Source organism: Maricaulis sp., from assembly GCF_017642925.1.
Classification (GTDB): domain Bacteria; phylum Pseudomonadota; class Alphaproteobacteria; order Caulobacterales; family Maricaulaceae; genus Maricaulis.
In genome coordinates this window covers 94640-114168 of sequence record NZ_JAEPOL010000012.1, presented here as the reverse complement: position 1 = coordinate 114168, position 19529 = coordinate 94640, and the positions used below count along the sequence as shown (strand labels likewise).

At 66.1% G+C, this 19529-nt stretch carries 24 protein-coding genes and 2 tRNA genes; 14 read left to right on the top strand and 12 right to left on the bottom strand.

Annotated features, from left to right (window positions below; all coding sequences use genetic code 11):
• Positions 1 to 33: 33 nt before the first annotated feature.
• The 3 genes from JJ918_RS11445 to JJ918_RS11435 all read right to left on the bottom strand — a co-directional run bounded on the left by JJ918_RS11445 (position 34) and on the right by JJ918_RS11435 (position 2189).
• Positions 34 to 429 carry a DUF2946 family protein gene (locus JJ918_RS11445; protein WP_291887268.1) on the bottom strand — a complete coding sequence of 132 codons (396 nt, stop codon included), beginning with the start codon at positions 427 to 429 and terminating at the stop codon, positions 34 to 36.
• Positions 430 to 529: 100 nt separating this feature from the next.
• Positions 530 to 1870, bottom strand: coding sequence for a S41 family peptidase (locus JJ918_RS11440; protein ID WP_291887264.1), 1341 nt, complete (start codon positions 1868 to 1870; stop codon positions 530 to 532).
• A gap of 243 nt (positions 1871 to 2113) precedes the next feature.
• A tRNA-Ala gene (locus JJ918_RS11435) sits at positions 2114 to 2189 on the bottom strand.
• A gap of 218 nt (positions 2190 to 2407) precedes the next feature.
• Between JJ918_RS11435 and JJ918_RS11430 the strand changes: the two genes are divergently transcribed.
• The 7 genes from JJ918_RS11430 to bfr all read left to right on the top strand — a co-directional run bounded on the left by JJ918_RS11430 (position 2408) and on the right by bfr (position 6242).
• Positions 2408 to 2707 carry a YggT family protein gene (locus JJ918_RS11430; protein ID WP_291887263.1) on the top strand — a complete coding sequence of 100 codons (300 nt, stop codon included), beginning with the start codon at positions 2408 to 2410 and terminating at the stop codon, positions 2705 to 2707.
• Positions 2708 to 3031: a DUF167 family protein gene (locus JJ918_RS11425; protein WP_291887258.1), complete on the top strand. Its 324-nt coding sequence runs from the start codon at positions 2708 to 2710 to the stop codon at positions 3029 to 3031.
• Positions 3021 to 3917, top strand: a complete 897-nt coding sequence (gene folD, locus JJ918_RS11420; RefSeq protein WP_291887255.1) for a bifunctional methylenetetrahydrofolate dehydrogenase/methenyltetrahydrofolate cyclohydrolase FolD — start codon at positions 3021 to 3023, stop codon at positions 3915 to 3917. The genes JJ918_RS11425 and folD overlap by 11 nt, the downstream gene beginning before the upstream one ends.
• A 70-nt stretch (positions 3918 to 3987) precedes the next feature.
• On the top strand, positions 3988 to 4404 hold the full coding sequence (locus tag JJ918_RS11415; protein WP_271187445.1) for a response regulator: 417 nt from the start codon (positions 3988 to 3990) through the stop codon (positions 4402 to 4404).
• Positions 4405 to 4526: 122 nt separating this feature from the next.
• Positions 4527 to 5318, top strand: a complete 792-nt coding sequence (locus tag JJ918_RS11410) for a TIGR00266 family protein (RefSeq protein ID WP_291887251.1) — start codon at positions 4527 to 4529, stop codon at positions 5316 to 5318.
• 151 nt (positions 5319 to 5469) lie between these two features.
• Positions 5470 to 5667 carry a (2Fe-2S)-binding protein gene (locus JJ918_RS11405; RefSeq protein WP_271187443.1) on the top strand — a complete coding sequence of 66 codons (198 nt, stop codon included), beginning with the start codon at positions 5470 to 5472 and terminating at the stop codon, positions 5665 to 5667.
• Positions 5668 to 5765: 98 nt separating this feature from the next.
• Complete coding sequence (gene bfr, locus JJ918_RS11400) at positions 5766 to 6242, top strand: bacterioferritin (protein WP_271187442.1); 477 nt, start codon at positions 5766 to 5768, stop codon at positions 6240 to 6242.
• A 167-nt stretch (positions 6243 to 6409) separates the two neighbouring features.
• On the opposite strand, the gene JJ918_RS11395 is transcribed toward bfr, so the two are convergent.
• The 6 genes from JJ918_RS11395 to hemC form a co-directional block, all read right to left on the bottom strand.
• Positions 6410 to 6485, bottom strand: a tRNA-Thr gene (locus JJ918_RS11395).
• Between the two features lie 93 nt (positions 6486 to 6578).
• On the bottom strand, positions 6579 to 7208 hold the full coding sequence (gene udk, locus JJ918_RS11390) for a uridine kinase (protein WP_291887247.1): 630 nt from the start codon (positions 7206 to 7208) through the stop codon (positions 6579 to 6581).
• Entirely contained in the window at positions 7205 to 8671 is a 1467-nt protein-coding gene (locus JJ918_RS11385; RefSeq protein WP_291887244.1) for a heme biosynthesis HemY N-terminal domain-containing protein, read from the bottom strand. Before JJ918_RS11385 ends, udk begins: the two co-directional genes overlap by 4 nt.
• Positions 8668 to 9960 (bottom strand): hypothetical protein, encoded by a 1293-nt coding sequence (locus tag JJ918_RS11380; RefSeq protein ID WP_291887241.1) that lies wholly within the window; start codon positions 9958 to 9960, stop codon positions 8668 to 8670. Before JJ918_RS11380 ends, JJ918_RS11385 begins: the two co-directional genes overlap by 4 nt.
• A 31-nt stretch (positions 9961 to 9991) precedes the next feature.
• Positions 9992 to 10729 (bottom strand): uroporphyrinogen-III synthase, encoded by a 738-nt coding sequence (locus JJ918_RS11375; protein WP_291887238.1) that lies wholly within the window; start codon positions 10727 to 10729, stop codon positions 9992 to 9994.
• Entirely contained in the window at positions 10726 to 11691 is a 966-nt protein-coding gene (gene hemC / locus JJ918_RS11370) for a hydroxymethylbilane synthase (protein ID WP_291887235.1), read from the bottom strand. Before hemC ends, JJ918_RS11375 begins: the two co-directional genes overlap by 4 nt.
• A gap of 36 nt (positions 11692 to 11727) precedes the next feature.
• Here hemC and tsaD point away from each other — a divergent pair, with 36 nt between their 5' ends.
• Genes tsaD through JJ918_RS11350 form a run of 4 tightly spaced genes read left to right on the top strand, consistent with a single transcriptional unit; the run spans position 11728 to position 14487 of the window.
• Positions 11728 to 12861 carry a tRNA (adenosine(37)-N6)-threonylcarbamoyltransferase complex transferase subunit TsaD gene (gene tsaD, locus JJ918_RS11365; protein ID WP_291887233.1) on the top strand — a complete coding sequence of 378 codons (1134 nt, stop codon included), beginning with the start codon at positions 11728 to 11730 and terminating at the stop codon, positions 12859 to 12861.
• A complete protein-coding gene (locus tag JJ918_RS11360) occupies positions 12858 to 13859 on the top strand; it encodes an NAD(P)H-dependent glycerol-3-phosphate dehydrogenase (protein WP_291887230.1) in 1002 nt (333 codons plus the stop codon). Before tsaD ends, JJ918_RS11360 begins: the two co-directional genes overlap by 4 nt.
• On the top strand, positions 13859 to 14155 hold the full coding sequence (locus JJ918_RS11355) for a YciI family protein (protein WP_291887228.1): 297 nt from the start codon (positions 13859 to 13861) through the stop codon (positions 14153 to 14155). The genes JJ918_RS11360 and JJ918_RS11355 overlap by 1 nt, the downstream gene beginning before the upstream one ends.
• The gene (locus tag JJ918_RS11350) at positions 14152 to 14487 is read left to right on the top strand and encodes a Rieske (2Fe-2S) protein (RefSeq protein ID WP_291887226.1); all 336 of its coding nucleotides are present in this window, start codon (positions 14152 to 14154) and stop codon (positions 14485 to 14487) included. The genes JJ918_RS11355 and JJ918_RS11350 overlap by 4 nt, the downstream gene beginning before the upstream one ends.
• Positions 14488 to 14489: 2 nt before the next feature.
• Here JJ918_RS11350 and JJ918_RS11345 read toward each other — a convergent pair whose 3' ends face one another.
• The gene (locus tag JJ918_RS11345) at positions 14490 to 14960 is read right to left on the bottom strand and encodes a hypothetical protein (RefSeq protein WP_291887223.1); all 471 of its coding nucleotides are present in this window, start codon (positions 14958 to 14960) and stop codon (positions 14490 to 14492) included.
• A gap of 254 nt (positions 14961 to 15214) precedes the next feature.
• Here JJ918_RS11345 and JJ918_RS11340 point away from each other — a divergent pair, with 254 nt between their 5' ends.
• The gene (locus tag JJ918_RS11340) at positions 15215 to 15667 is read left to right on the top strand and encodes a host attachment family protein (protein WP_291887220.1); all 453 of its coding nucleotides are present in this window, start codon (positions 15215 to 15217) and stop codon (positions 15665 to 15667) included.
• A 103-nt stretch (positions 15668 to 15770) separates the two neighbouring features.
• Positions 15771 to 16537 (top strand): IS5 family transposase gene (locus JJ918_RS11335; RefSeq protein WP_291887217.1). Its coding sequence is split into 2 segments (ribosomal slippage): positions 15771 to 16095 and positions 16095 to 16537, totalling 768 coding nucleotides; the frame shifts between segments, so codons are not numbered across the junction.
• Here JJ918_RS11335 and JJ918_RS11330 read toward each other — a convergent pair.
• Complete coding sequence (locus JJ918_RS11330; protein WP_291887214.1) at positions 16496 to 17278, bottom strand: creatininase family protein; 783 nt, start codon at positions 17276 to 17278, stop codon at positions 16496 to 16498. The two genes, JJ918_RS11335 and JJ918_RS11330, sit on opposite strands and share 42 nt — an antisense overlap.
• A gap of 347 nt (positions 17279 to 17625) precedes the next feature.
• Here JJ918_RS11330 and JJ918_RS11325 point away from each other — a divergent pair, with 347 nt between their 5' ends.
• The gene (locus JJ918_RS11325; RefSeq protein ID WP_291887211.1) at positions 17626 to 18552 is read left to right on the top strand and encodes a hypothetical protein; all 927 of its coding nucleotides are present in this window, start codon (positions 17626 to 17628) and stop codon (positions 18550 to 18552) included.
• A 54-nt stretch (positions 18553 to 18606) separates the two neighbouring features.
• Here JJ918_RS11325 and JJ918_RS11320 read toward each other — a convergent pair whose 3' ends face one another.
• Entirely contained in the window at positions 18607 to 19455 is an 849-nt protein-coding gene (locus tag JJ918_RS11320) for a GNAT family protein (protein WP_291887208.1), read from the bottom strand.
• Between the last annotated feature and the right edge of the window lie 74 nt (positions 19456 to 19529).

The following is a 19529-nucleotide window of genomic DNA, read 5'->3' as shown; positions in this document are numbered from 1 at the left end:
TGCGCCCGCGTCGGGACACGCGGGCAGGACGGATCAGACCGTCGTCACCGGGGGAGCATTGGCGAAAGGCCACAGGAAGGCGGATGCCGGGCGGGCGCGTTCGGAGCGGATTGCAAAGCGGGCCGGTGCAGGAGGCGGTGCCTGGGCGAAATAGGCGATTGCCGCAGCGGGTAATTGTGCTTGGCTCACCGTGGCAAACGGGCAGACCTCGCCATCGGTGTCATGCGCCGGGCTTTGCGGGGTCTCGACCGGCTGGAAGTCCTCCGCGCTGAGCGCGATGGTGCGGCTTCCGAACTCGGTACACAGGACAACCTCGAACACGCCGTCCTGCGACGCCGAGAGCATGTATCCGGGCGCAATCAGTCCCCGCAGCGTGGCCAGAACCAGCGCGACAAGGATGATGGATGTCCGGATCGGCCGCTCTGTCACGCCGCTTACCCTTCTCGACCGGCGCGATCACTGCCACGCAACGCCGCCCCCTGCAACTCTGCCGTCAGCGGGAGGAACCGCGCCCAGGCTCTGGACCTGTTCAGTCAACGCGTTCGCGGTCGAAGAAGTCTCCGCTGGGATAGGCCTGCCGCATGGCGCTGGCCCGGCCACTCCGGTAGCCGGGGAAGTGGACCTGCACCGTATCATTGTCCGGGAAGTGAAAGACGCCCGGCGCAAAGGGGGTGAGCGCGAGCACATTATTGCTGCCCTGGTAACGCAGCTGCCCGTCCTCCAGCCAGACACGGCCACCATTATACTGGCCGGTGCAGGCTTCCAGCTCGGCCGGGGTCGGAACCCAGCGGCCGGCCTCGGCCTGGGCCAGCGCCAGCTGGTAGGCCGACTGCATGGCCTGCGGCCCCTCGATCGCCACGCCGGAGACCTGCCGGGTCAGGGCCTCGACACGGGCCCGCTCCAGGGCGGCGCCGGCTTCCACCTCGATATCAGGCTGCACGCCGGTGCGGTCCCAGTTTCCGCCCGTAAACGGGCTGCGGCCGGTCGTGTCCGGAATGAAGACGATCAGGCCGGCGGGTGCGAGGAAGATCCGTCCGGCATTGGCACCGCCGCCGGTGACTTCGCCGACCACCGTTGCGCGGCCCATGGCCTGAAGATGATAGGCCAGGGCTTCTGCAGCCGAAAAACTCTCGCCAGAGACCAGCACGTAGAGCGGAACGTCGGGGCGATGGCCCATCGGGTGATCGGCAATCGTGTAGAGGTCTTCGGCGTCTGCATTGCGCTGCAGGACCGTATTGTAGTGAACGCGCTCGCCGCCCGCCGTGAAATGGCTCAGCAGATAGTTCACCAGCTCCGGCTCGCCGCCGCGATTGCCGCGCAGATCGATGATGACGGCATCGGTATCGGCCAGGAAGGACAGGGCTGCGTCGGCCTTCGATTGCGATGCGATCAGCGGGTTGAAGGTGGTGACGGCCATGTAGCCGATATTGCCCTCCAGCACGCGCACATCGTTGAAACCATAGTTCTGCGGCCGGTATTCGGCCCAGCGCTCGATACTGTCTTCTTCTTCTTCTTCCTCGCCGCCGGCGGCTTCTTCCGCATCCCATTGCGCCTGGACCCGGGCAATGAATTCAGGACCGCGCCAGGCCGCATTGAAATGCCGGTCCCGCTCGCGCAGGAATTCGGCCAGCGCCGTTGCCAGCCCCTGGCCGGTATCGATGCCGGCAGCCTGCGGAGAGCGGGCGAAAGCGGTCAGTTCTTCGGCAATGGCGGCACCCCGTCCGGCGTCGTAATAGTTCTCGGCAATGAGATCGCCGACATCCGCGATCGCGGCATTGCGGGTTTCCGCATCGATCGGCGTTGGTGCAGGCTGGGCCGGAGCGGATGGTGCCGCCAGGACAAGCATTGCAAGGCAAACCAGAAACCGCATGTCAGCTCCCCCTCAGGACATCCCAAAAGGCGTAGAGAGCCGGAGCGCCCAGATCAAATTACCGCTTGGTAGGATGGAGGACGTGTTTTGCAGGCGACGGCGTGGTGATGCAGACAACAGGATTTTCGTCTGCGGGGGAGCGTGTCGCCCCCGCCCTCCTTCGCCAAGGCTTCGGAGGGCATCTCTTCGCCCCGGAGTGCGCACTCCGGATGGCTTGCCATCCGAAGCCCGCAGGGCAAAGGATGGTGGAGCCGAGGGGAATCGAACCCCTGACCTCGTCATTGCGAACGACGCGCTCTCCCAACTGAGCTACGGCCCCGTCACCTTCCCGCAAGCGCGAGGCGCAGCGGGTTTGGGAGCGGATTATGTGTCACCGGATCGCGAGCGCGTCAACGCGTCTGTCGCAGAAGGGCTGTCCATGCTGACCTGCCCGGGCATCGCGGGATGTGTGCCGGCGAGCGCACACGCTTCTGGACCTTCCCTGCCGGGGCGGGCTAGAAGCAGGGAAAGCGAGCGAATGCCGAGGAAAACCCGCCCATGTCCCCGATCGACGGTCTCATCGTCTACATCATCCACCCGCTGCTGAACCTGTTGTGGATCGTTGTCCTTGTCAGCGTGATCCTGAGCTGGCTGATCAGCTTCAATGTGGTGAATGCGCACAATCAGTTCGTCGCGACGATCTGGCGCGTGACCTCGGCGATCACCGAACCGCTCCTGTCGCCGATCCGCCGCATCCTGCCGCCGCTCGGCGGGCTCGACTTCTCGCCCATCGTCCTTCTGCTGCTGATCGGCTTCGTGCAGGGCTATGTGCTCGGGGAGCTGATGCGCATCTTCTAGATGAGCGGCCTGCAGAGCGACGCAAGCGGGCTTGTCCTGCATGTCCGCCTGACACCCAACGCCTCGGCGGATGCGGTTGAAGGCTGGCAGGACAGTGCCGATGGCAGCCGGCATCTGGCGGTGCGCGTGCGCGCCGTGCCCGAGAAGGGCAAGGCGAACACTGCGCTGATTGCGCTTCTGGCGAAGCATCTGGGTCTTCCCAAACGCGATCTGGATGTTATACGCGGCGCGACATCCCGACTGAAGACCGTCCGCATCGAGGCCGAGGGCCCGGCGCTGGCGCGTATCCGGAGCCTGCTGGAGGGCCCAAGCGATGAGCGCTGAACTGATCGACGGCAAGGCCGTCGCGGCTGAAATCGACGCCCGCGCCGCCGAGGCAGCGGCCGGACTGGCCAAATCCCTGGGGCGCGTGCCCTGTCTCGCCGTGGTGCTGATCGGCAACGACCCGGCCAGCGACGTCTATGTCCGCAACAAGGGTCTTCGCACGGAAGCGGCGGGCATGCGCTCGATCGAGATCCGCAAGCCGGCGGAAACGAGCGAGGCCGAGGTGCTGGAGATCGTGGCCGGTCTCAATGCCGATGAGGGCGTGGACGGCATTCTCGTCCAGATGCCGCTGCCGGATCACATCGACGCCAACCGCGTCATCGGGGCGATCGATCCGGACAAGGATGTCGACGGCCTCACCGAAGCGTCGGCCGGACGTCTCGTGCTGGGCAAGCCGGGCCTGCGTCCGTGTACGCCGTCCGGCTGTGTGCTGCTGGCCGAACGCGCAATGGGCGATGTGACGGGCAAGTCGGTGGTGGTGATCGGCCGCTCGATCCTGGTCGGCAAGCCGACCGCCCTGCTCTTCCTGGAAAAGAACGCCACGGTCACGATCGCGCACTCGCGTACGAAGGACCTGCCCGCATTGGTCCGCACCGCCGATATCGTGGTGCCCGCCGTCGGGCGTCCGGAAATGGTCAGGGGCGACTGGGTCAAGCCGGGCGCCTGCGTGCTGGATGTCGGTATCAACCGCATCCCTGCGCCCGAACGCGGCGAAGGCAAGACCCGCCTGGTCGGCGATGCGGCCTTTGACGAGATCGTGAAGCATGCGGGCTGGATTACGCCGGTTCCAGGCGGTATCGGACCGATGACGATTGCCATGCTGCTGCGAAACACGGTAATCGCAGCGGCACTGCGTCACAGCGTGAAGTTGCCGGACGGGTTTTGACGACAAAAAGGGGCGTCATCAACAGTTCGGTAAGGCAACCGGGCTAGTCTGGCGGATGAGGGAGGAAATGATGGCGAACCGCGCACTCAAGGTGCTGCACGTCGAGGACGATTTTGCGGATGCGATGCTGGTCCAGCACGCCGTCTGCGAAGCCGGTGACCTGGACATCGCTTTCGAGGTTGCCCGCACGCTGCGGGATGCCAAACGCCTGCTCGGCCGCAATGATTACGACCTCGTCCTGCTCGACCTGCGCCTGCCGGATTCCATCCATCCCCGCGATACGCTTGAAACCACGCAAAGCCATGCCGGCGACACGCCGATCCTGATCCTGTCGGGCTCGATGAGTGTCGATGCGGCGCGCCTGCCGGACGATATTGCCCGCCTCGACAAGAATGAAAGCTTCCGCAAGAGCTGTGGCGATGTGCCTGTGCATCTCGCCCATCGCATCCGCGAAGCTGTCGGCGAAGCCGATATCCAGACCATCTGATCCGTTTGCGGTCTGACATGGAAGACGGCCCGCCCCGGGAAGGGGCGCGGCACAATACCGCTTGCCCGGACGGTCCGGCGGCCTAGGCTGTCCCCTCAACTTGCATGTGAAGGGGATTGTGCATGAGCCAGGCAGACGTGATCGACTACAAGATCGGTGGCGGCGACATCCAGTATGTCGAGATCGAACTGGATCCGGGCGAGAGCGTCGTCTCGGAAGCCGGCGCGATGATGTACAAGTCACCCAGTATCGGCATGGATGCCGTGTTCGGCGACGGCTCGTCGAACCAGTCCGGCGTCTGGGGCGCCCTGGCCGGCGCCGGCAAGCGGCTCCTGACCGGCGAGAGCCTGTTCATGACGGTGTTCACGCACAAGGGGCAGGGCAAGGCGCATGCCGCGTTTGCCGCGCCCTTTCCCGGAACGATCATCCCGGTTCACCTGCCGGATCTCGGCGGTGAACTGATCTGTCAGAAGGACAGCTTCCTGGCAGCCGCCAAGGGCGTGTCCATCGGTATCGCGCTGCAAAAGCGCATCATGACCGGCCTGTTCGGCGGTGAAGGTTTCATCATGCAGCGCCTGCAGGGCACGGGCTGGTGCTTTGTGCACGCCGGCGGCACGCTGATCGAGCGCGAACTGGCGCCGGGCGAGGAACTGCATGTCGATACCGGCTGTGTGGTCGCCTATACGCCCGGTGTCGATTTCGAGATCGAGCGGGCGGGCAATATCAAGTCGATGATCTTTGGCGGGGAAGGCGTGTTCTTTGCGCGCCTGCGGGGTCCGGGGAAGGTCTGGCTCCAGTCCATGCCGTTCTCGCGCCTGGCGGGCCGCATCCTTGCGAATGTGCCGCGCACCGGTTCCGGCCAGGGCGAAGGCTCGGTCCTCGGTCCGATCGGCGACATCATGCGCGGCAGCTAGCGGGCCGGTTCGTCTGCCGGTTCGCTCCTCCGGCGGACCGGTGGCGCTCGCGCAAACAGGGAATGACTGACTCTGCATCTTTTATGAAGTTGACAGTCATTCGCATTCGCGGGACAAGTTTCCCCACGACCTCCGGGAAACGAGTCCGCCCATGTATGTCTGCATCTGCAACGCCCTGCGCGACAAGGAACTCCAGGCTGCCGCTGCCGATCCGGCGGTGAAGGAAGTCGGCTGCGTGTTCAAGCGTTGCGAAGCCAAGCCGCGCTGCGGCCGCTGCCTGCCGGATGTCGCCGATATGATCGCGATGCACCGCCTCGGCCCGGAAGGCCTTGCCACGGCAGCCGAATAGCCGCGAGCGCTTCCCACTTTCACTTGCAAAGATAGCGGTTGGCCGCAGGCCGCATTTCCGTACAGTACGGCGCATCCAGTCACTACGGGAGATGCGCCATGAAGGGCGATGCCAAGGTCATCGAATATCTCAACCAGGCGCTCAAGCTCGAGCTGGCCGCGGTGAACCAGTATTTCCTGCATGCCCGCATGTACAAGGACTGGGGCTTCGGCAAGATCGCCGAGGTCGAGTACGAGGAATCCATCGACGAGATGAAGCACGCCGATCTTTTGATCGAGCGCATCCTCTTCCTCGAAGGCCTGCCCAATGTGCAGGACCTGTCCAAGATCTATATCGGCGAAACCCTGAAGGAATGCATCGAGTGTGACCTGAAGATCGAGAAGCGGGCCCATCCCTTCTATGTCGAGGCGATCGCCTATTGCGAACAGGCCCAGGACTTCGTCTCCCGCAAGATCTTCACCGACATCCTCGCTTCCGAGGAAGAGCATATCGACTATCTGGAGACCCAGCTCGGCCTGATCGAGAAGATCGGCGAAGAGCGCTACATGCAGTCCCAGATGAAGTCCGGCGAATAGGGACGACTCCGGGGCGGGCGCCTGCGAAGAAGACTCTTCAAGCGGAGGAATGAAGCGGTTGGTGCCTGTCGCCAGCCGCCCTCCTTCGCCGAGGCTTCGGAGGGCACCACTTCGCCTGGGGTGCGCGCTGCGGGTGGCTTGCCACCCGAAGCCCGCAGGGCGAAGGGTGGTGCCGCTTGCGTGACTCGAACACGCGACCTACGCATTACGAATGCGTTGCTCTACCAGCTGAGCTAAAGCGGCCCATTGCATATGCTCCGGCCCGTCAGGCTGGAGGCGGCGGAAACTAACCGCGAAACCGGGCCCGGGCAAGTCCCGCTGCAGCAGGAAAATCACTTATTTGCGGCGCTGTGCGTTGACGGCGTGAATGACCGGCCGGGCGAGCGCGTCGAAATCCGGTTTGCCCATGTTTTCGACCACGATATCGGCGCGCGTGCGCTGGGGCTCGACGTGCCGTTCATGCATCGGCTGCACGATCGTATTGAACTGCAGCGTTACGGATTCCGGCGTGCGGGCGCGTTCGCTCACATCGCGGGCCATGCGCCGCGCGAACCGCGTCTGCTCGCAGGCATCGACAAAAACCGCCAGATCCAGCGTGCCGGCAATATCCGGGCTGGCCAGAAGGTGCAGCCCCTCCACCAGGATGACCGGCGCCGGCCGGCGCTGTGCGGTCTCCGCCCGCCGGCTGTGCGTCCTGAAATCATAGAGCGGCGTATCCACCGCCTCACCCGCCTTCAGGCGGTCCAGATGGGCAGCCAGGAGATCATGATCCTTCGCCGCCGGCTCGTCGAAATTGAACGTGTCGGCATTGAAGTCCGGGATCACCGTCGCGTCGATATAATAGTCGTCCTCGGGGATGACATAGGCGCCCTGCCGCGCAAAATGGCGTGCCAGCGCCTCGGCGAGACGCGACTTGCCGGAGGCCGACCCCCCGACAATGCCGAGCAGGAAGACCGGATCCGTCATGCGCTGCGGCCGTCGCCGTCCTCGTCCGCCTCGACACCGGGATCGTCCGGCATGCGCGGCGGGGCGTCGGCAAACTGGGCGCTGCGCGAGGCGGCGGCCCGTTTGGGTCGGGGGGCTTCCAGCAGAGCGGTTTCCGGTACGGTCTCGGCAATCCGTTCAAAGCGCTCATAGCGCGGATGGGTCAGCCGGTTCTCGTCGCCATAGACATAGACCATGCGTTTCCAGTCATCCGGCGTGTAGGCAAACAGCCGCCCGTCCGGGTCGATGTCGGTCCAGTCGGCCTCGGCGGTGGCGTGAGAGGCGCGGGTCATCCAGCGCCGGGCCTGTTCGTCGCGGCCCTCCAGACGCGCAAGGCGCGCCGCCAGGGCACACAGGCGCGAGGACGGTGCCTCGGTCCTGGCCAGGATCGGGTCCAGCAATTCACGCGCGGCCGGGGCATCCCCGTCTTCCAGCGCCGTCTGGATACGGATCAGGCGGCTTTCGCGGTGGTCGGGATGCAGGGCTGCCAGGGCGTTGAGGCGTTCCAGCCGCTTGGTCTTGCTGTCGGACTTGCGCAGTTCGCGATAGGCCTGCGCCAGCGCCGGGTGCGGGGCTGCAGCCCAGGCAGACTCGATCACTTCGGACGCCTTCTTGTGACGCCGGCCTTCCGCCAGAAGCCTTGCCGCGAGCGCCGCCGCCGGCGCGAAACCGGGAGCGGCACGATGGGCGGCAAGCGCCTGCTCGCGCGCCTTCTCGGCATCGCTCTGCTCGCAGGACAGCGCGGCGGCCGTCAGCAGGACGGCACGGCGGCGCTTGGCGATATCCGGCGCGACATGCTTGCGCTTCTCGCCTTCGCTCAGGGTCGCAGCCGCGTCTTCCCAGCGCCCTTCGGCCACCTGGGCATCGAACAGGGCATCGAAGGCCCAGCGGGCGCCCTTGGCCTGGCTGAAGGCATCGGCGGCGTGTTCGGCCGTCGCCTTGTGATCGCCGCGCTCATGGGCCAGCTGGGCGAGGCCGCGGCGAGCGACGACGCGCGTACGCTGGTCTTCCAGCAGGGCTTCATACTGGGTCTGTGCACCGTCGAGATTGCCGGCAGCCTCTGCGGCGCGCGCGGCCAATAGACGCGACAGGGCGGGCCGGTCCAGCAGGGCATCGGCGCGGGCAGCCTGGCGGACAGCCGCTTCGCCATCGCCGGCGGCCGAGGCGATCAGGGCACGCTCCAGCGCGTCATAGCCCTGCTCACGGCGGCGGCGGGACAGAAAGGCTTTCACCTTGTCCGGCGAGGTCCACAGCATGTAGATGCCCCACCACACGACCAGCAGCATAAAGGCGAACAGGATCGTGCCGCCCGCCGCGACCACGAAGGGCATCTCCATGCGCGTGCCGAGAAACTCAAAGGTCGCGCGGCCGGGATTGAGGGCCAGGAAGGCGCCCAGCGCAGCGGTCAGCACGGCGAAGGCGACGGCGAGGATCAGGCGGATCATAGCGGATCGGCTCCCTGCGCAGTGGCATCTTCGGCGAGCGCCTGGCGCAGCCGGGTCAGGCGGAGATCGAGGTCCTGGCGGGCGCGTGCCGAGATCAGCCAGTCCCGCGCGGCCTCGAGCGCCTCGCCTTCCAGGCGTTCGGTCAGGGCGATGGCGCCGTCCAGATCGTCCTGCGACAGCCGGTCTTCGGCCAGGGCGGTGATCGCCAGCGCGCCGGTCTCGTCATCGCCGGCCTCGGCCTGGCGCACTTCGATCAGGCCGAAAAAGATGCGCCCGGGCCCGGCAGCTTCGCGAATGACACTGCCGGGATAATTGGCGGCCAGCTGGTCGAGTGTCGGAACACCGGCGCGTGCGACAGGCGCCAGCGCTTCCAGATCGGCATTGTCGCGCCACAGACGTGCAAGGGCGGCGCGTTCGGCCTCGAAGCCCTCACCCGTCATTGCGATTTCGCGCAGGGCTGTAAGCGCCAGGGCGCGGGCCGCGAGTGTCCGTGAGGCGCGTGCATCATCGCCGCCGGTCGTCTCAGCGGTGCGTGTTGCGTTATCGGCCGCCGAACGGGCGGTCTCGGCCAGGGAGCGGGTTTCGCCGAGCTCATTGTCGAGCGCCGAGAGATCGCTTTCCAGTCCGGCAATCCGGGCATTGAGCGCCTCGATCTGCGGTGCCGGATCCTCGAAGCTGGCGGCGGGTGTTGTACTGCCGGTATCGCCGGCCTGTTCGAGTGCGGCGAGGCGCTGGGTAATGTTCTGCAGGACTTGCGGATCGATGCTGTTGGCGGTCGAGGCCTGGGCCCCGTCGAGCGCCTGGTTGGCAAGAGCATCGACATCGGCGATCGCGGCTTCCAGCCGGTCGAGCCGCCGTTCCAGCGGCGCCGGGTCGAAAGCGCTGCCGGCTGCGGCAGTCGGCGCGTTTTCCAGAGCGGTCAGCCGCGCTTCCAGCGGGGCAATATCGGTCTGGTCGCTGGCTTCCAGGGCTTGCATGATGGCCGACAGATCGCCTTCGGGAAGCCGATCCTCAATCGTAGCCAGGCGGCTTTCCAGTGCCGTGATCGCATCCGTGAGGGCGGCCCGTTCTGCCGCCGCGCCATCGTCAGACGGGGCCGGCGCGCCGAAATAGGTCTGCCCGGCATAGCCGATGGCACCGCCTGCTGCACTGGCCAGCAGGAACACCGTGAACAGCGACAGCCAGCCCGGACCTTTGCGCACAGGCTTTCCGGCCGGGCGGGAATCATCCGCCGGCTCGAACTCGGCATCGACGGGTTCGGGGTCGAGAGTGTCGTTGGGATCAGCCATGTCGGCCCGTGATTCGCGTGTTTCGCCCAGCTTAGGACGCGTTGGAAGCGCGCGCCAGTTCCGAGGTCTCGTCCAGGAGGGCAAGAAGCGCGTCCTCATTAGGTCGGGGCGCGGCAATAAGGGCGCCGAAACCGGCACCCTCCAGTGGCGACAGCGCGTTGGCGGAAATGCCGTAGACCGTGACCGAGCCCAGCCAGTGGTGCAGGCCGAATTTGCGCAGCAGGTCGAGGAAGGTCTTTGCGCTTCGCGCCGAATGGATGAGTACCGAAACCGGTGCGCCGGAGACGATCGCCGCGATGGCTTCCTCGCCCAGCGTATCGACGGCGACGGCCCCATAGCCGATCGCGTCATGCACCCGGAACCCGTGCGGTTTCAGCGCGCCGTTCAGATCGCCCGCGACATGGATGCCGCGCACATGCAGGAGATCACCATCGGCCGGTTTCAGCTTGCGGATGATCAGCCGGGCCAAAGCCTCGACATCGCCCTTGGCGGTGAAGACCTTCTTGAAGCCGATATCGCGGGCGGCGTCGGCCGTGGCATCACCGACAGCGAAAACGGGCAGGTCCCGTTCCGGCCGGCGCGGCCCCCAGGCCCGCACGCCATTGGCGCTGGTAAAGACGAGCGCCTGCGTGCCCGTCAGGTCGACATCGATACGCGCCCGGAAATTGATATCCAGAACCGGCGACACAATGGGGTCGATACCCATCCGCCGCAGGCCTGCAGCGGTGCGTTCGGCGCCGGGCCATCCGCGTGTCACCAGAACCGTCATGCCGTACCGAGAACCTCCGCAAGGCGGTCTCCGGCGGCCGCACGTACAGCCTCGCCCAGGGCCTGGCCGGCGGTGTCGGCGTCGGTGAGGGAGGCTGTGGTCATGTCGATCCGGGACTGTTCACGCCAGCGATACTGGCCATCAGGTGTCAGGACTTCGCCGGTGAAATCCATTGATACATTATTAAGATGGGCCGCAATCGGGGTGCGGCAAGACCCATCCAGTTTTCTAAGAAAAGCACGTTCTGCGACAATCGCAAGCTCTGTCGCCGGGTGATTGAGCGGAGCCAGCCAGGCGCGGGCCTCGGCGTCATCCGTGCGGACCGCCACACCGACGGCCGCCTGCGCGGCGGCCGGCAGCATCTCGTCCATCGCCAGGGGCGCACGCTGTGCCTCGTCCCGTCCGAGCCGGTTCAGCCCGGCGCGGGCGAGAAAGGTCGCGTAGATCTCGCCATCGCGCAGCCGGCCAAGCCGGGTATCGACATTGCCGCGCAGGGGCACGATGGTCAGGTCCGGGCGGGCATGCAGCAGCTGCGCCTGCCGGCGCAGGCTGGCTGTGCCGATGGTCACGCCTTCGGGCAGGTCGGCCAGACGGGTCTCGCCACCGCGGGCCAGCAGCATGTCGCGCGGGTCTTCCCGTTCGAGAATGGCGCCCAGGGCGAGCCCTTCAGGCAGCTCGGTCGGGACATCCTTCATGGAATGCACGGCGAATGCCGCCTCACCGGCCAGCTGGGCCTCGTCGATTTCCTTGGTGAAAAGCCCCTTGCCGCCCGCTTCCAGCAGGGTGCGGTCCTGGATCCGGTCGCCGGTGCTCACCAGGCCCAGAATGGGGAAAAGCCGTTCGCCTTCCTCGACGTCGAGCCCGCAGGCGGCAATGAGGCGGGCCTGGACATCGCGGGCCTGGACCAGGGCGAGCGGCGAGCGGCGGGTGGCGATGGGCTGGGGCGTGGACGGCGGCTTCACGTTGCAGGATCCCGGTCTTGAGGCTATCGGTCAGCCATGGACTTAGCCCCCGCATCCGCATCCGCGCAACCAGGCGAACTCACCGTGCTCGGTCTGGAGTCGAGCTGTGACGAGACCGCTGCCGCGATCCTGCGCCGTCATCCCGATGGCCGGATCGAGGTGCTGGCCGATCTCGTGCTCGGCCAGACAGAGGCCCATGCGCCCTTTGGCGGCGTGGTTCCCGAGATTGCGGCCCGCGCCCATGCCGAGGCGATGGACGGTCTCGCGGCGGCGGCGCTGGCCGAGGCCGGTCTGCCGCTGGACGCGCTGGACGGGGTGGCTGCGACATCGGGTCCCGGTCTGATCGGCGGGGTGATGGCCGCGTTGATGACGGCGAAGGGACTCGCTCTGGGGGCGGGCAAGCCGTTGATCGCGGTCAACCATCTTGAAGGCCACGCCCTGTCGCCGCGCCTGAGCGAAAATCTCGATTTCCCCTATCTCCTGCTGCTCGTGTCCGGCGGGCATACCCAGTTGCTGATTGCCGAAGCCGTGGGCGTCTATCACCGCCTCGGCTCGACCCTGGACGATGCCGCCGGTGAAGCCTTCGACAAGACGGCGAAAGTGCTGGGTCTGGGCTTCCCGGGCGGTCCGGCACTGGAGCGCTGTGCCGAGGCCGGCGATGCGAACCGGTTCGACCTGCCCACGCCGTTGAAGGGCAAGCCGGGCTGCGACTTCTCCTTTGCCGGACTGAAGACGGCCGCCCGGCAGATCTGGGACGGGCTGGATGCACCGTCTGCGCAGGACAAGGCGGATCTGGCCGCATCGGTCCAGGCCGCGATTGCGACAGCGCTCGCGAGCCGGGCCCGGCGGGCGATGGCGCAGTTTGCCGAGGATTATCCGGATGTTGCGACGCCGCGGCCGCTGGTCGTGGCGGGCGGGGTTGCCGCCAATCGGGCTGTGCGCACGGCTTTGGAAGCTGCTGCCGCACAGGAAGGTTTCCGCCTGATCGCGCCGCCGATGAAATGGTGTACCGACAACGCCGCCATGATCGCCCTGGCAGGGCTGGAGCGGCTGGCGCGCGGCGAGACCGACGGGCTCGACGCGCCGGCGCGGGCGCGCTGGCCATTGGACGCGGCCTCGGCCAAGCTGGCCCCCGTGATCGGATCCGGACGAAAAGGACCCAAAGCGTGAGCGACTATCAGACCATCGGCGTCATCGGCGCCGGCGCCTGGGGGACGGCCCTTGCCCAGACGGCTGCCAAGGCGGGCCGGGACGTGCTGCTCTGGTCCTTCGAGCAGGATGTGGCCGACGCGATCAATACGAAACGCCAGAACACGGTTTTCCTGCCCGAAGTGACACTCGAACCGTCGATCGAGGCGGTGACGGCGATTTCCGATCTGGATGCCTGCGAAGCCGTCCTTGCTGTCGCGCCCGCGCAACATTTGCGTCGCGTACTGGAAACATTCGCGCCCTATGCGCGTGACGGTTTGCCCCTCATTCTGTGCGCAAAGGGTATCGAACAGTCCTCCCTGTCGCTGATGACGGATGTGCTGGGCGCGACCATTCCGCGAGCCGTGCCGGCGGTGCTGTCCGGACCGAGTTTCGCCATCGATACCGCCCAGGGTCTGCCGACGGCCGTGACCCTGGCCTGCGCCGATGAAAAGATCGGCAATGACCTGATCGAGGCGCTGGGGACAAGCCGGTTCCGGCCCTATCTGGTGACTGACCTGATCGGTGCCGAGATCGGCGGCGCGGTGAAGAATGTGCTGGCGATCGCCTGCGGCATTTCCGAGGGCAAGGGCCTGGGCAAGTCGGCGCATGCGGCGCTGATCTCGCGCGGCTTTGCCGAGATGACGCGGCTGGGCGTGGCCATGGGCGCCCGGCGTGAAACGCTGGCCGGGCTGTGCGGTCTGGGCGATCTGGTGCTGACCTGTTCCTCGCCGCAATCGCGCAACATGTCCTGCGGACTGGCGCTGGGGCGTGGCGTGTCGCTGGACGATATTCTCGCCAGCCGCCGGGCGGTCACCGAGGGCGTGGCGAGTGCGCCGGCGGTCGTTGCGCTGGCGAAACGGCATGGCGTCGAGATGCCGATCTGCGAGGCGGTCGACGATATCCTGGCGGGCCGCACCGGTGTCGACGACGCGATCGAGGCGCTGCTGTCGCGCCCCTTCACCCTGGAGACCGCCTGATGCTTTTCCTCATCCACACCTGGGACCGGCCCGGCGCGCTGGATGTGCGCCTGGCCAATCGCAATGACCATATCGCCTGGCTCAACGCGGCCGGCGATGCGGTGAAGGCGGCCGGCCCCTGGCTCGACGAGGCCGGGGACATGGCCGGTTCGCTGATCATTGCCGACATGGCCGACCGGGACGCGCTGGATGCCTGGCTGGCGGAAGACCCCTATGGCCGTGCCGGCCTGTTCGAGCGGGTCGAGATCGCACCCTGGCGCTGGCTGGTCAAACCGCCGCTCGACACGGCGGCATGAGACCGAAACCGCCGGCAGGAACCGAGCTCGCCCGGCTGGACGAGATTCCCGATCCCGGTGCCCGGTCCGCGGCCTGGGAGAAGGGGGCCGTCCTGATCGTGCGGCGTGGTACACAGGTGACCGCCTGGTCGAACCTGTGTCCGCATGCCGGCCTGCCGCTCACCCTGCCGGACGGGCGGGGCCTGCTGCACAAGGGCGAGACGCTGGTCTGCCCGGTTCATGGCGCCAGTTTCGACGTGGAAGACGGCCGCTGCACCGGCGGCCCGGCGGCGGGTGACCGGCTGATAGCGATTGCCGTCGAGGTGACAGGCGGCATTATCCGCGCCGCCTGACCCTATTCGTCCGTCGTTTCGGGGCGCGCGGCGTCGACCGCTTCTGCAGCATCGACCAGCGCCTGGCCCGCCGCATCGTCGCGGACGACGGCACAGAAAGCGCCGTCGCGGGAGCGGTGGTAGATCACGGCGTCGGTGTTCACGTCATAGAGCTCGCCGGCCGCGCGGAAGAAGTCGGCCGCGGCCGCATCGATCTGCTGGCGCTGGGCTTCGGGCAGGCTGACGATGTTGAAGGCATAGTCGGCCGGCGCCCCGCCGCGGGCGTGCGAGACGAGGACCATGCCGGAGGGACCCCGCTCGATCAGCGTCTGTCCGGGCTCCAGATGGGCCGAGGGCGTGTCGGCAAAACAGGCTTGCGACGTCGCCAGATTTTCAGCGTCATAGCCGCCGGCGGCAGCCGTCTCGCCATCCTCCTGCGGGGCGGAACAGGCAGCGATCGCCAGGGCGAAAGCGAGGCAGTAGACGGTCTTCATGGCGTGTTCCCTCCGTGAGGTCGTGTCCGCCGGGCCTATATCGGATCGGCCGTGGACGGAGAAATGAAACTTATGTGTCGCCGTCTCCGCCGCGCGAACGGTCTACCTTCGGCTCCACCTGCGAGCTAAGCGCGCGCGGAGCCTTGACGCAAGCTGTGGCCGGAACGGGCTGCGACACTATGCGTTTTTCAAAACCCTTGCCGGGTGCAGGCATTGATGCCCAGATATCTGGCGTAGCAAGGAGGTGGACGTCCATGAAGAAGCCATTGATAGACACCGTGACCTGGCTTGCCGCTTTCGACGGCGGCAAGGCGTTGATCTGGCGCAATGAAGGGTTCGACGACCAGCCCAATCTGAAACTGGTCGAGACGCTGGGCATCGACAATCCGCCCGATCGCGATCAGGGCGAGGACAGGCCGGGCCGTTTCCCCGACCCTGCTCACGGCCGCTCGGCGGTCAGCGAGACCGACTTTCACCAGCAGGCCAAGGAGCGCTTTGTCGACGAGGTTGTCGAGTATCTCAACAAGGCTTGCGCGGAGAAGAAATTCGACCGCCTTGTTGTCATGGCGCCGGACAAGGCGCTGGGCGAGGCGCGCTCGCAATTCTCCGACGACCTGGCCGAATGCCTGATCGAGGAGCCTGTGGACGTGATCAACGAGCCGGTCGACAAGATCGAGAAACGGCTCGCCGGGCTTCTGACAGCTTAGAGGCTGGCCGGCCTACTCGGCTGCGCGCGCTAGGTTCTGTACCCATAAACCGGATTCCCAAATCACTCGGGCCGTGATTCAAGCTCCTTGGAGGAGTTGGATCATGGCCCGTTTTGATTTGAGCGATGCGGAGTGGGCGATTATCGCGCCGCTCTTGCCGAACAAGCCGCGTGGGGTACCGCGCACAGATGATCGCCGGGTTCTCAACGGGATATTCTACATCCTTCGCACGGGTTCGCCCTGGCGGGACTTGCCGGGTCGGTACGGCCCGTACACCACCGTCTACAATCGCTTCAACCGCTGGGCGAAGGCCGGGGTCTGGGGCAGTGTTTTCAAGGCCCTGTCCGAGCAGTCGCCCGAATCCATGGCCTTCATCGACAGTTCGATCATCCGCGCCCACCAGCACGCCGCCGGTGGAAAAAAGGGGGCCCGGATCACGCCATCGGTCTCTCTCGTGGGGGACTGAGCACCAAGATCCACGCCATAGTCGACGAATACGGGCTGCCCATCCGTCTGGGGCTGTCTCAGGGACAGGCCTCAGACAAGGGCGTTGGCGCCGAGCTGATCGCCAGCCTGACACGGGCCCGTCATGTCGTCGCCGACCGCGGGTATGACGCCCGCGCCTTGGTCGACGGCATCGAGGCCATCGGTGCGACAGCCCACATCCCGACCCAGAGGGATCGAAAGGTTCAGCGGTCCGTCTCCAAACCGATCTACAGACAGCGCAATCTGGTCGAGCGCTTCTTCTGCAAACTCAAACACTTCCGCCGATGCGCAACACGCTTCGACAAGCTCGCCAGGAACTTCCTAGCCGCAGTCGCCCTCGCCTCAATCCGCCTCTGGGCCAGAAGTTATGAGTCCACGACCTAGGGGCTGGACACCAAAGAAGGCGATGAGCTCGGCGATCAGCGCGCCCCTGGAGACGGCGACGATCTCGGCGCCCTTTTCGGCCGTGGCCTGGGACGGGTCGGAGCCGATCCGGCCGTCCGGGAAGTTGCGGCGATAGTCGGCGGCGTCGGTGAAACTGCCCGTCGGCGCGATCTTCGGCGACATCTCCACCGTCTTCACGGCCTGCGGGTGCGCATAATAGGTCACGGCGACTTCCGAGGCGGTGGCATGCATGCCGTCGCCGACCGGGAAGAGATTGCGGCAGGTATCGCCCACGCCGGGCAGTTCCCACCAGTTACGCTGGCTCAGACGGACCGGGCAGGCCGCCGCGTCGAGCGAGAAATTGGCGTAGTATTCGGCGAAGGCGGCGTTGATCGTGGTGATGTTGCCGCCATGGCCGTTGAGGAAATAGATCCGGTCGAACCCGTGCCGCGTCAGGCTCTCGATCCAGTCGTTCAGCGCGGCGATCATGGTCGAGGGACGCAGCGTCATCGAGCCGGGAAAGGCGAGGTGATGCTGGGCGATACCGACATTGAAGGTCGGCCCGATCAGGAAGCCGCTCTCGGCGCCGGCTTCCGCGGCGATGACTTCCGGACAGATCGCGTCCGTGCCGACAAGCCCGTTCGGCCCGTGCTGTTCCGTCGAACCGATCGGAATCACGATGCCCTTGCAGCGTTTCAGATAGGCCTCGACTTCGGGCCAGGATGCGTGGTGCAGGAGCATGTCGGCCTCCCCGGAGAATTGTTCCGCAGGAGCTAAACCGGACAATGGTCCGCACGCAAGCGTGCGTTACCGGTGTTGCTGCCGTCGGCTTTCGCGGCGGTAGATAAAGGCGGCGAGCCCGGTGAGCACGACCGCAAAGGCCAGGATGAATTGCATGTCCCCTCCATCGGACCCGTTCCCCGGGGTCCTGATGGATTAACCCTATGCCTGAAAACCCCTTAGCAAGCGTAAACTCGCGCCTGGCGTGTCTCACGCCGCGTCACGGGTTCGTGATTTTCGCGGAGTGGCCTGCGGCGGCATGATCCGCCGGACTTCGGGGCGAGGCCTGAAAGATGAGGAGGGAATTCATGCGCCAGATGATTTCAGCGACGACGGCGATTGCCCTGGTCGCGGCAATGACGGCAGCGATGCCGGCCATGGCCCAGGACGACAGCATGGCGGACGGCGCCATGCAGCACGACACGCAGATGCAGCACGACACGCAGATGCATCACGACACGGACATGTCGCATGACATGCATGCCGATCAGGACATGCACGGCGAACACGAGATGCATGACCAGCATGACGGGATGATGGATCATGCCGATGCCATGCCGCAGAGTCTGGAGGATGCCGTTTCCGACGAGACCCGGCCCGAAGAGGACCGGCTGCTCGACGTCAACCGGCATCCGGCCGAAGTCCTGCTGTTCGCCGGGCTGGAACATGGCTGGCGCGTCGCCGACCTGACGGCCGGTTCGGGCTATTACACCCGCGTGCTGTCAACGGCGGTGGGTGCGGAAGGCCATGTCTACGCCCACAATCCCAGCTGGATTGCCGAGCGCTTTCCCGAGCCGAATGCTGCGCTGGGCATGTTGGCCGAAGACCGCGCCAACGTCACCCATGTCGTCGCGCCGATCGAGACATTTGCCGCCGATATCGACGAGCCGCTCGACGGCGTGATGATGGTGCTCTTCTACCATGACACGGCCTGGGACGAGACCGACCGGGACGCCATGAACCAAGCGGTCTACGACGCGCTGCGGCCGGGCGGGGTCTATCTGGTGATCGACCACCACGCGCCGGAAGGCAGCGGACTGGAACACGTCAACACCACCCACCGGATCGAGGCGAGCGTCGTGCGCGCCGAGATCGAGGCGGCCGGCTTCGTCTTTGACGGTGAAAGCGACATGCTGGCCAATCCGGACGATCCGCGTGACATCTCGGTGTTCGACGACTCCATCCGCCGCATGACGGATCGCTTCGTCTACCGTTTCCGCAAGCCGGAGATGTAGGCCGGAAATGCAGGCTGGCGGCTTTGCCGGGTCCGGACGGGAACTGTCCGGACCTCAGCCCGCCTGCCAGTCGCTGCGGGTCAGGCCGTAGATCAGGCTGTCGCGCACGCCGATATGCGTTTCCCAGGCCTCGCGCAGCCGGCCCTCCAGCTGGAAGTCCAGTGCCTCGACCAGCCGGATCGAGGCGGTATTGTCCGGATCGATATCGGCGTAGAGGCGCCGCAGGCCGAGCGTGTCGAAAGCATGGCCGAGCATGGCCTGCACGGCTTCGCGGGCATAGCCGGAGCCGGCGGCGTCGGGACGCTGGATATAGCCGATCTCGGCCGTGCCCTCGCGCCGGTCCATCAGCAAGGCCCAGCCCAGCGCATCGTGCGGGGCTTCTGCCCGGGCGAAAGCCCAGCAGCGCGCGCCGTCACCCTCGACATTCCAGCGCATATAGCGCCGCATGGCGTCCAGGTCTTCCAGCGCCGCCGATGACCAGTAGCGCATGTTGTCGTCATCGGCGAAGGCCGGAAAGAGTGCCTCGGCGTCATCCATTGTCAGCGGGCGCAGGATGAGGCGGTCCGTCTTGAGCACCGGCAGTTCGGGACGGTCGGCCGGCGGACTGAGCACCAGGCTCTTCGCATCCAGCCGGATTTCCTCGAACCGCTCGTCGATACAGTCCTGCATGGTGATGAAACAGTCCTGGGAGAACCAGTCATTCTCCTTGAAACAGGCCTTTCGCGCGTCTTCAGACGGCCAGAGGGCATAGGACCAGTAGATCCCGTCCTCATCGCAGTGCAGGGCGGCGCCGTGCGAACCGCAGGTTTCGTGGATCCGGCGCGTACCCTCGGTCCAGGCTTCGCGGAATTCGGCATCGCGTCCGGGCTTGAGGCGCCAGCGGTAAAGAACGGCAGAAGTCATGATGTCTCCGGGCCGTGGCCCTTTTGCGGACGCCAACGCTAGCGCGCCGAATGTCCGGACGCCAAGCGGTCCTG